Annotated in this window: 13 protein-coding genes; 9 read left to right on the forward strand and 4 right to left on the reverse strand. The window is 68.7% G+C overall.

Annotation, left to right across the window (positions count from 1 at the left end; all coding sequences use genetic code 11):
• The 7 genes from GTP90_RS33210 to GTP90_RS33240 all read left to right on the forward strand — a co-directional run.
• On the forward strand, nucleotides 1-1,543 hold a 1,543-nt coding region (locus tag GTP90_RS33210; RefSeq protein WP_161087520.1), incomplete at its 5' end, for a GspE/PulE family protein.
• Nucleotides 1,533-2,609, forward strand: coding sequence for a type II secretion system F family protein (locus GTP90_RS33215; protein WP_161087521.1), 1,077 nt, complete (start codon nucleotides 1,533-1,535; stop codon nucleotides 2,607-2,609). The genes GTP90_RS33210 and GTP90_RS33215, both read left to right, overlap by 11 nt.
• Nucleotides 2,610-2,667: 58 nt before the next feature.
• Complete coding sequence (locus GTP90_RS33220) at nucleotides 2,668-3,192, forward strand: type 4 pilus major pilin (RefSeq protein ID WP_161087522.1); 525 nt, start codon at nucleotides 2,668-2,670, stop codon at nucleotides 3,190-3,192.
• Between the two features lie 21 nt (nucleotides 3,193-3,213).
• Nucleotides 3,214-4,185, forward strand: a complete 972-nt coding sequence (locus tag GTP90_RS33225) for an ATPase, T2SS/T4P/T4SS family (protein ID WP_161087523.1) — start codon at nucleotides 3,214-3,216, stop codon at nucleotides 4,183-4,185.
• A gap of 3 nt (nucleotides 4,186-4,188) precedes the next feature.
• Nucleotides 4,189-4,653 (forward strand): type IV pilus biogenesis protein PilM, encoded by a 465-nt coding sequence (gene pilM / locus GTP90_RS33230; RefSeq protein ID WP_161087524.1) that lies wholly within the window; start codon nucleotides 4,189-4,191, stop codon nucleotides 4,651-4,653.
• A 10-nt stretch (nucleotides 4,654-4,663) separates the two neighbouring features.
• A complete protein-coding gene (pilV, locus tag GTP90_RS33235) occupies nucleotides 4,664-5,992 on the forward strand; it encodes a shufflon system plasmid conjugative transfer pilus tip adhesin PilV (protein WP_161087525.1) in 1,329 nt (442 codons plus the stop codon).
• Nucleotides 5,959-6,420, forward strand: coding sequence for a lytic transglycosylase domain-containing protein (locus GTP90_RS33240; RefSeq protein WP_371875163.1), 462 nt, complete (start codon nucleotides 5,959-5,961; stop codon nucleotides 6,418-6,420). The genes pilV and GTP90_RS33240 overlap by 34 nt, the downstream gene beginning before the upstream one ends.
• Here GTP90_RS33240 and GTP90_RS33245 read toward each other — a convergent pair.
• On the reverse strand, nucleotides 6,380-6,826 hold the full coding sequence (locus GTP90_RS33245; protein WP_161087526.1) for a GNAT family N-acetyltransferase: 447 nt from the start codon (nucleotides 6,824-6,826) through the stop codon (nucleotides 6,380-6,382). The genes GTP90_RS33240 and GTP90_RS33245 overlap by 41 nt on opposite strands.
• A gap of 608 nt (nucleotides 6,827-7,434) precedes the next feature.
• Here GTP90_RS33245 and GTP90_RS33250 point away from each other — a divergent pair.
• Nucleotides 7,435-7,848 (forward strand): hypothetical protein, encoded by a 414-nt coding sequence (locus tag GTP90_RS33250; RefSeq protein ID WP_161087527.1) that lies wholly within the window; start codon nucleotides 7,435-7,437, stop codon nucleotides 7,846-7,848.
• 53 nt (nucleotides 7,849-7,901) lie between these two features.
• Here the strand turns inward: GTP90_RS33250 and GTP90_RS33255 are convergent, their stop codons facing one another.
• Together GTP90_RS33255 and GTP90_RS33260 are read right to left on the reverse strand one after the other, a co-directional pair.
• Nucleotides 7,902-8,081 carry a hypothetical protein gene (locus GTP90_RS33255; protein WP_161087528.1) on the reverse strand — a complete coding sequence of 60 codons (180 nt, stop codon included), beginning with the start codon at nucleotides 8,079-8,081 and terminating at the stop codon, nucleotides 7,902-7,904.
• 70 nt (nucleotides 8,082-8,151) lie between these two features.
• Entirely contained in the window at nucleotides 8,152-8,307 is a 156-nt protein-coding gene (locus tag GTP90_RS33260) for a hypothetical protein (RefSeq protein ID WP_161087529.1), read from the reverse strand.
• 210 nt (nucleotides 8,308-8,517) lie between these two features.
• On the opposite strand from GTP90_RS33260, the gene GTP90_RS33265 reads away from it, so the two are divergent.
• Nucleotides 8,518-9,612, forward strand: a complete 1,095-nt coding sequence (locus GTP90_RS33265; protein ID WP_161087530.1) for a type IV pilus twitching motility protein PilT — start codon at nucleotides 8,518-8,520, stop codon at nucleotides 9,610-9,612.
• A gap of 18 nt (nucleotides 9,613-9,630) precedes the next feature.
• Here GTP90_RS33265 and GTP90_RS33270 read toward each other — a convergent pair.
• Nucleotides 9,631-9,909 (reverse strand): hypothetical protein (locus tag GTP90_RS33270; RefSeq protein WP_161087531.1); only part of this gene is annotated, 279 nt, incomplete at its 5' end.

Here is a 9,909-nt window from a genome sequence, read left to right on the forward strand (position 1 = left end):
CGCCGCCGGCGCGCCCGATGTGCTGAGCCGCGCCGGCGCCTTCGAAGCGAGCGCGGAACAACGCAAGCTGCTGTGCCTGCTGGCGGACGGACGCCTGCTGATCGCCCACGGCCAGGAATTGAACCCGCACGTGCTGTCCTACCGCGCGCGGCTGCAAAAGATGGCGCACGAGTGCGAGGTCAGCGTGGTCGACATCCAGGCCATCGCCGCGCAGTACAACGATGGCGCGGGCGGGCAGGGCGGCCGGCGCCAGGAACACTCGATGATGCAGGTGACGGCCAAGGAATTGCTCAACCGCGCGTGCCGCGAGCGCGCCTCGGACATCCATATCCGCGTGCGCCGCAGCAGCACCGAAACCTACTTCCGCATCCACAACGACCTGCTGCGCATCGGCAGCCAGACGTCGGAATACGGCGAGCGGCTGCTGGCCACGCTGTACGGCGCGATGACGTCGGTGTCCGACAGCTCGTACAAGCCGACCGAGCGTCAGGACGCCAGCATTTCCGACCGCGACAAGCTGCCGCCGCAACTGTACGGCGTGCGCATCGCCACCGCGCCCACCAACGAGGGCACGCTGATGGTGCTGCGCCTGCTGTACAACGACGCCGGCGACACGGTCGACCTGCGGCCGCTCGGCTTCGACGAGCTGCACGCCGGACAGCTGCAACGGCTCAAGGAACAGCCGACCGGCATGAACCTCATCAGCGGCCCGACCGGCTCCGGCAAGTCGACCACCTTGCAGCGGGTGCTGAGCGGCGCGATCGAGCAGGCCGAACACAAGCTGCACGTGCTGACGGTGGAAGACCCGGTCGAGTATCCGATCGACGGCGCGGTGCAGACCTCGGTCACCAACGCCGGCAGCGAGGAGGAGCGTTCGCGCCTGTTCTCGGCGGCGATCAGCAACGCCATGCGGCTCGACCCGGACACCATCATGATCGGCGAGATCCGCGACAAGGCGTCGGCGCAGAGCGCGCTGCGCGCTTCGATGACGGGCCACCAGGTGTGGACCACGGTGCACGCCAACAGCGCCATCGCCATCGTCGACCGGCTGCTCGACCTGGGGCTGCCGCTGACCATGGTGGCCGACCACACGGTGGTGACGGGCCTGATCAGCCAGCGCCTGGTCAAGCTGCTGTGCCCGCACTGCAAGGTCAGGCTGCGCGACCATGCCGACCGGCTGGCGCCGCCGCTGCTGGCGCGGCTGCGCCATGCCGCCGGCGCGGCCTTCGACCAGGTATGCCTGGCAGGGCCGGGCTGCAAGGAATGCCGCGAGCAGGGCACGGCCGGACGCACGGTGGTGGCCGAGGTGATCACGCCGGACGCGCGCTTCTTCGATTACCTCCGCAGCGGCGACAAGGGGCAGGCGCTGGAATACTGGCGGCGCGAGCTGGGCGGGCAGACGCTGCTGGAGCATGCGCTGTCCAAGGTCGTGGCCGGCCTGGTCGATCCGCGCATGGCGGAAAAGGTGGTCGGCCATCTGGCCGGCGACGCGCCGCGCGCGGAGCGCCACCTGAACGTGGTGGAGGCGGCCTATGCAGGTTGACCCGCATCGCTGGTGGGCGCGCACCCAGTTCGGTGAAGCGGTGCGGCTGCGCGTCTACCGCAAGATCGCCGCCATGCTGGCCAACGGCCTGCCGCTGCTGAAGATCCTCGACGACCTGTGGGAGCGCGCCTCGCGCCACGGGCGCAAACCCAACGAGCCGCTGGCGATCATCCTGGCCGACTGCCGGCGCGCGGTGCAGAACGGCCGCTTTCTCGGCGACGGCCTGGAAGGCTGGATCCCCAGCACGGAGCGCATGATCGTGCTGGCCGGCGAGCAGTCCGGCCGGCTGGAGGCGACGTTGCAGGTGCTGACCGGCGTGGTCAAGTCGCGGCAGGAGATCAAGCGGGTGATCGTCGGCGGCCTGGCCTATCCGATGGCGATCCTGGCGATGCTGCTGGCCTACCTGTATGTGTTCGGCGTGACGGTGGTGCCGCAGTTCGCGCGCATGGTCGATCCGCACAAGTGGCACGGCGCGGCGCGCTCGCTGTACCTGATGTCGCAACTGGTGCAGCAGTGGATGCTGCCGGTCGTCGCCGGCCTGCTGCTGGCGCTGGCGGCGGTGGTGTTGTCGATGCCGCGCTGGTGCGGCAATGTGCGCGTGGCGCTGGACCGCCATGTGCCGTATTCGCTGTACCGGCTGCAGGTCGGCAGCGGTTTCCTGATGGCGTTCTCGGCATTGCAGTTCGCCGGCATCACCGTCGAAAAATCGCTGCAGCGCCTGTCCGGCCAGGCGGCGCCATGGCTGCGCGAACGCCTCGACGGCGCGCTGCTGGGCGTCAAGTCCGGCCTGAATTGCGGCGAGGCGCTGCGCAACGCCGGCTACGGTTTTCCATCGCCGGAAGTGGTCGACGACCTGTGCGTCTATGCCGAGTACAAGGGGTTTGCCGAGGCGCTCAGGATCCTGGCCGATGAATGGCTGGCCGAGGGCGTGCAGACGGTCAGCGCCCAGATGAAGGTATTGAACGCGCTGTCGGTGGTCACGCTGGCCCTGGTGATCGCCTGGCTGGTGACCGGCTTCTTCGGCATCCAGCAGGAGATCGCCTCGATGACGCGCGGCGCGCACTGAGACCACCGCACCGCATTGGCATCTTTTTTCGCAATCGTCTTAACCACAGGAGAACTTCATGAAACCGATACGCTATCCCCATCGCCAGCGCGGCGCCTCGCTGCTCGAAGCCATCGCCTATCTCGGCATCGCCGCCATCGTCATCCTCGGCGCGGTGTCGCTGCTGACCGGTGCCTTCAGCAGCGCGCAGTCGAACCAGGCGGGCGAGGAGGTGACGGCGATCCGCACCGCCGTGCGCAAGCTGTACATGGGCCAGGGCTATGGCACCGGCAGCCTTAACCAGACCTTGAAGACGGCCGGCGCCTTCCCCAACACGCTGGCCGTCACAGCCGCGGGCGTGGCCACCAACGTCTGGGGCGGCAACGTGGTCGTCACCGGCGTCACCGGCACATTCACCATCGCCTATCCGGGCCTGCCGCAGGACGTCTGCGTCGCCACGCTGGTCGGCACCAGCGGCTGGCAGTCGATCGCCTCGCCCGGCACGGCGTCGATCACGACCTTCCCGATCACCCCGGCGGCGGCCGCCACGGCCTGCAGCGTGAGCGTCGCCGCCGGCAACACGCTGACGTTCACCTCCAATTAACCGCAGGCCATTTCATTTCTCATGCTTGAAGCCACCGCCGTCCGACAACTGGTGTTTTCCGACCTCTACCTTGGCCACCCGACGCTGGAGGACCGCTTTTGCGACGTGCCCGGCGCCGCCGCCAATCCGCTGCGCGCCACCGCCGCCCTGCGCGCCGACCTGGACCGGCTGACCGACGTCTGCCGGGCGGCGCTGGTGGGGCCGCGCGCGCCGGCCCGCTGCCGCGTGGCGCACGATGGTGTCAGCTACCATATGACGACCCTGCTGACCGCCGGCGGCCAGGTGTTCGTGCTGCGCAAGATCGGCGGTGTGATCCGCACGCTTGCCGAGCTGGGCATACCGAACGCCTACCTGCCGGCGCTGACGGCGCGCGGTCTGTCGGGGCTGTTCATCGTGGCCGGCGCGGCCAAGTCCGGCAAGACCAGCACCGGCTGCGCCATCGTCAGGGAGCGCCTGAGCCTGCATGGCGGCGTTGCCGTCACCGGCGAGGCGCTGATCGAGCTGCCGCTGGAGGGCGGCTACGGCGACGGCGTCTGCTACCAGACCGCCACCGGCGGCGACAGCGGTTTCGCCGAGGCCTTCCGCCGCGTGGCGGCCAGCGGCGCGCACATCGTCATGCTCGACGAGATCCGCGACCAGGAGGCCGCCGTCTGCGTGCTGCGCGCCGCCATCGACGGCTATCTGCTGATCAGCACCATGCGCGCCGACAGCGCCGCCCAGGCGATCGGCAAGCTGGAGTCGCTGGCGGCCGAGCGCATCGGCGCCGGCCATGCCCGCGCGCTGATGGCGGACGGGCTGGCCGGCGTGCTGCACCAGCAACTCGGTGGCGCCGCCAGGAGGACGCTGAAGACGGAATTGCTGCTGCTGAAGGACGCGCCGACCGCCCGCAGCCACCTGCGCACCGGCCAGTACGATCTGTTGACGGCGGTCGCCCGCCAGCAGATGGCCGGGCTGATCGCCGGCTGCGCCGCCGTGCCGGCATTGCAGCGTTAAGCCATGTTCAACGCCATGATGCTAGCCGTGATGCTGGGGCTGACCACCTGGTACGGCGTCCGCCAGGTCGATGCCGGCGCGCTGCTCACGCACGCCGCGCAGCAGGGCCAGGCCCAGGCGATGGCGGCCTACCGGCAGGCGGTGGTCGCGTATTTCACCGACCATCCGCAGCAGTACCACGCCGCGCCGGCCGCGCAGCTGGTGGCGGCCGGCGCGCCGGTGGGCGGCGCCAGCCAGGGCGGATTCGCCAACTTCCGCCTGGCCGACGGCACCATTCTGGTGTATGCGCTGGCGCCGCAGCCCGGCCTGATGGGCGAGCTGCTGGCGCTGTCGCAGCGTTCGCACATGGTGGGCCTGTTCAGCCAGGGCTATTTCCGGCCGGCGCTGTCCACCGTGCCCAGCACCATCGCCGCGCCGGCGCTGGCGATACCCAACGGCGGCCCGGTGTGGCTGGCCGCCCGCAACTGAGGACCGCACCATGTACTACAGACAGCGTGGCGTCGCCATGATAGAAATCCTGGGCGCGCTGCTGATCGCGGCGATGCTGGTGGCGGGCCTGACGGCGATGATCGACACCGCGCTGGAGGACGCCAAGGCCCAGCGCGCCGCGCAATACCAAACGGCGATGACGCGCGCGGCCAGCACCTATCTGGCCGACCAGTACGGCGCGCTGGCGGTGCCGGCCAATGTCGGCCAGACACTGGCGATCTCGCCGGCCATGCTGAAGGCGGCCGGCATGCTGCCTCCAGGAATGGAGTCCGCGAATCCGTATGGACAAAGCGGCTGTCTGCTGGTCCGTCCGCGCCTGAAATATCCGAAAACGAAATTCCCGGTGGCGCCCAATCCCATCGTGCTTGACGCGGTGGTGGTCAGCGAAGGTCCGGCGATCCCGGACCGGGTGCTGGGCGTGGCCGCCGCCGGCGCCGGCGCCGGCTACATCAACAGCCTCGATCCGACGCGGGCGCGGGCCGCGTCCGGCGCCTGGCGGCTGGACCCGGGCACGTCGCCGTCGCTGGACAGCTTCACCGCCGCCAGCTGCAGCGGCACGGCGGCGGCGGCCGGCAGCCTGGTGTCGGCGCTGTTCTTCGACGGGCCGGGGCAGTCGGCAGATTTCCTCTACCGTAACCAGGTGCCGGGGCTGCCGGAGCTGAACCAGATGAACGCGCCGATCGGCATGGGCGCGGCGGCGGTGGTGGTGGCCGACGATGCGTGCAGCGGCGCCGGCATCGCGGTCGACGCCAACCGCAATCTGATGCACTGTACCAGCGACAACCGTTGGCGCCAGGTGGCGGCCGCCACGTCGTGGCGGGCGCCGGTGGACACCTACGCCGATCTGGCGGCCCAGCCGGACAACAACGACGGCGACGTGCGCCTGGTGAAGGACAAGGGACTGGCCTTCAGCTACGCGGCGGCGACCGCAACATGGCGGCCGCTGGCGGTGGACCAGAACGGCGATCTGGACATGTCGGGCACGCTGACGGCGGGCGCCGACGTCAATGCGGGGCGCGACCTGAGCGCGGGCAGGAATGGCAAGATCGGCGACGACCTGGAGGTGCACGACCACATCCATGGCTACACGCTGATCGTCGACGACTACATCTGGGCCTGGACCTATTCGATCGGCGGCCACTTCTGGCCGGGCGATGGCTGTAACAAGGTGCTGCCAGGCACCAACCCTCCCATCCGCGTCAACATCATCGGCACCATTGTGCTGGATTCATCGTCGCCGCCACTGCCGCTGATCTGCACCGGCACCGATCCGGAGCACGCGGTGTGGAAGTACATCAATGGATCGCTGACGCGATGACGGCGCGCCGTTGCCGCCCGTGGCTGCTGGCCGTGTGGCTGCTGGGCGGCCCCGCCCACGCCTGCTGGCAGGACGCGGCCGCCCGCTATGGCGTCAACGCCAGCCTGCTGTACGCGATCGCGCGCACCGAATCGCGGCTCGATCCGCTGGCGCGCGGCCGCACCAACGCCAACGGCAGCTACGATATCGGCCTGATGCAGATCAACAGCGGCTGGCTGCCGACTTTGCGCCGCTACGGCATCGGCGAGCGGCAGCTGTACGACGCCTGCACCAATATCCACATCGGCGCGTGGATACTGGCGCAGAACATGCGCCGGCTCGGCAATTCCTGGGACGCCGTGGGCGCCTACAATGCCGCCGATCCGAAGAAGCGCCTGGCGTATGCGCTCAAGGTGTACCGCAACCTGCCGCCGACGGTGCAACCGTAGCGTCGCCGGCGGCCCGACGGCCGGCGCGACGGCGCCGGAACACGTGCGGGGTAGCGCTGCTGAGCAGGTAGGTGATGTACTCGGCGTCCTCGCCGAGGCGCTGCCAGCCGCCGCAGTCCATGAAGCGGATGCAGCGCAGGTTGTGGCGCTCGATGCGCACCTGGACCGGATCGCACAGGGCGAACAGCCAGTCCAGGGTGGGCTTCAGCAGCCATGCCCAGCGGCCGTGAAACCGCGGCAGCACGGCCAGGTGCAGTTCGCGGCCGTCGAATACGGCGCCGCCGGCGGTCACGCCGTCGATCACGTAGCCCACGGACGGACAGCCGGCGTAGTGGGCCAGCGCGCGCTCGCGCGTCGCGACGGCGGTCACCGTGCTGTCGTAGCGTTGCCGTTCAATGTCGTACATGAGGCCGAAGTCGGCCTTGTCGGTCAGGCGCAGTTCGGCCATGGGGACTCCGTGCGGATGAAGGGGATGGGGTGGAAGTGCGGCGGGCCTGGCAGCGCGGGGCCGCCTGGCGACGGCCCCGCGCTGGCCGCGGCTTTAGATGATGCTGCCGGTGTCGTCGGCCTGGGGCGCCGGCGGTGGCGGCGGCATCAATGACGCGGCGGTGGTGACGGCGGTCACGACTGGGGCGAGCATGGGCATGGCAATTCCTTTCAAAGTGGTAGATGAAGACTCCGGTTGGAGTACCGATGAGTGGGCCTGGCCAGCGCATGGTTCCATCCGGCGCTGTGCGTCGGCGCGAAATGTTGTTTCTTAGCAACTAAAAAAAGGGGGCGAGCGCGGTCTGCCGTAAGCAGGAGGATAACGAGGAACGCCGGAGGGATTTTGAGCCACAGAGACAGGCGTTGACGGAGGGCATGGCCGAACCACGGATGCCGGCCGTACGCGGGCGCCGCCGCATGCGGGGCACGCCGGCGCTGTATGATCTTGGCGGTGGGCCGCAGAAAGCGTAGCATGCGCTAAACGCTTTCGCCCACCGCTCCGAGCGCTTATTTATCCGATAAGGTCTTATGCAGCAACACAATTATGCGCCACCCGAGGAATTCGGTGGCTCCGTCGCGGCCGTGCTGCGCTGTATGCGCGAGCTGGTCGCGTTGACTGGACAGAGCCAGGGCGATGGTCCCCCGGTGCTGGAGCTGCAGTTCGACGATGTCGTGACGACGACGTCGCTGGCGGCCGAGGCGCCGCATCCCTTCCTGTGCGTGTCCGTCTATCTGCCCCGGCGCGAGCTGGCGCCGGCCGCAGCGCCGCCGCTGGCCGGTCCCGGTTATGCCGGCGGCGAATGGCTGTGGGACGCCAGCGAAGGGCGCTATATTATCCTGCACAACATAGGCATTGAGCAACTGGTCGACGAGACGGGCCTGCTTGACGCCATCCTGACGGCCAAGGATCGTGCCTGGGCCTGGCTGCTGTCGGTGTCCTAGCGTGGCGGGAGGGGAGGCGGGGTAAACAGCGCCGCCGGGCGGCGGCGCCGGCATCACTGCTGTTCGTTGACCTGTTTGGCCATGGTGCTGAAGATTTGCAGCTTGGACAGCGCCTGGCCCTGCGCCGCGGCCCAGCGTATCAGATCGGCGTCGTCGCCGGCGGCGGCCCCGCGCGCCATCTTGTCGCCGGCCTGGACCGGCAACTGCTGGCGACCGTTATTCAGATAAATCATCCCGAGCTCCTGGTTGGGGGAAAGAAAATGCTGAAGGCCGCGGCGCACCATGGCCTTCAGCGCTGCTGGTTTAGATGGCGTTCACCGCTGCGGTGTTGGCCTTCTTCTGGATCTGTGCGGCCATCTCGGCCGCCGTCAGCGCCTCGTTGGCCGCCATCCCCGCGGCAATTGTCGCCAGACCCGATGCCGTGCCCAGCGCGGCCGACCCTATGACTGCTGCTCCCATCGCTTACTCCTTAAAGGTTGATTGTGATCGCCGCCGCGGCCATCGCCGGCCGGACGGTCCTGCATGAGTCGCGACGGAGCCGGCACCGGTTCCGCCGTCGTCGGCCGATGAGGTTTGTTGAGGAATCGCCGGCGCAGGCCAAGTATGATGGGACGTCCCCACAGGGCGACAGGCGCGGCGCCGCCGGTGCGCCATTTTTCAGGAACCATCATGAGTGACAATTCTCCGGCCGGACGCGATCTGCTGACCGAGCTGATCTCACTGGTCAACCAGGGGGTAGTCTTCTCCGACATCCATATCGAGCAGGATGCGCGCATCATGTTCAAGACGCCGCGCGGCTGGAGCGCCGCCGGCGACGAGCCGGTGACGCTGGCGCAGATGACGCCGCTGCTGGCCGCCATCGACGAGGATTGGGAAGACAAGATACTGGCCGCCGCCATCGACCGTTCCTTCGTGCTGAGCAATTGCCGGCTGCGCTGCAACGTGTACCGCATGGCGGCCGGGCGCGCGGTCGGCATCGCGATCCGGCGCCTGCCGCTGGCGCCCATGCCGATCGACAGGACCGGGCTGCCGCCCTATGTCCGCACCATGCTGGAGGCGACCAAGGGCGTGATCCTGGTGACCGGACCCACCGGCTCGGGCAAGACCACCACCATGGCCGCGCTGCTCGATCACATCAACGCCACCCGCAGCGCCCACATCGTGACGATCGAGGAACCGATCGAATACCACCTGCGGCGTGACCAGTCCATTATTTCGCAAAAGGAGGTGCCGACCGACACGGCCAGCTTCTCGACCGGGCTGCGCGAGGCGATGCGGCAAAAGCCGGACGTGCTGATGGTGGGGGAAATCCGCGACTTCGACACCGCCGACACCGTGCTGCACGCCGGCGAGTCGGGCCACCTGGTGCTGGCCACCATGCACACCAGCAGCGCGCTGGGCGCCATCAGCAAGCTGCTGGGCTATTTCCCGGCCGAGCAGCAGGCGCAGCGCGCGGTGGCGCTGGCCAACTCGCTGGTCGGGGTGGTCTACCAGAACCTGCTGCCGAGCGAGGATGGGCAGAGCTTCGTGCTGGCCGCCGAGATGATCTTCAACCACAACCAGCAGGTGGCGCCGCTGATCAGCGATCCGTCCAAGCTGCACATGATTGCCGACTTCCTCAAGCGCAAGGAAGACAATATGTCGCGCAGCCTCAACGACGTGCTGGCGCAGCTGGTCGCGAAAAAGCTGGTGAGCGGCAAGGATGCGATGCGCTCGGCCTATAACCGGCTGGAGCTGCATGAAATGTTGAGCAGCCAGCGCTGACGCGGGCCTCCCCGGCGCTTACACGCGGTCGCGGCCGGCCAGGCAGTATTCGCCGCCGCAGCCGCTGTCGTCGGATGGATCGCAAAAGCCGTCGCTGGCGCAACGGCGCATGCACTCGATGCGGCTGGACGGGCGCGCGGCCTTCAGCGCTGGCTCGCGTCCGGCCCGGTTCATGCGCAGCGGCGGCGCTGCGGTGGCCGCCGCCAACGACAGATAGTCCATCCTGATTTCGGCGCCGACGACGAAGTGGTCGGCGGTGCCGCCGTCGTCCTGCTCGCGGTCCTGGCCGTCGTCCTT

Source organism: Duganella vulcania, assembly GCF_009857655.1.
Taxonomy (GTDB): Bacteria; Pseudomonadota; Gammaproteobacteria; order Burkholderiales; family Burkholderiaceae_D; genus Rugamonas; species Rugamonas vulcania.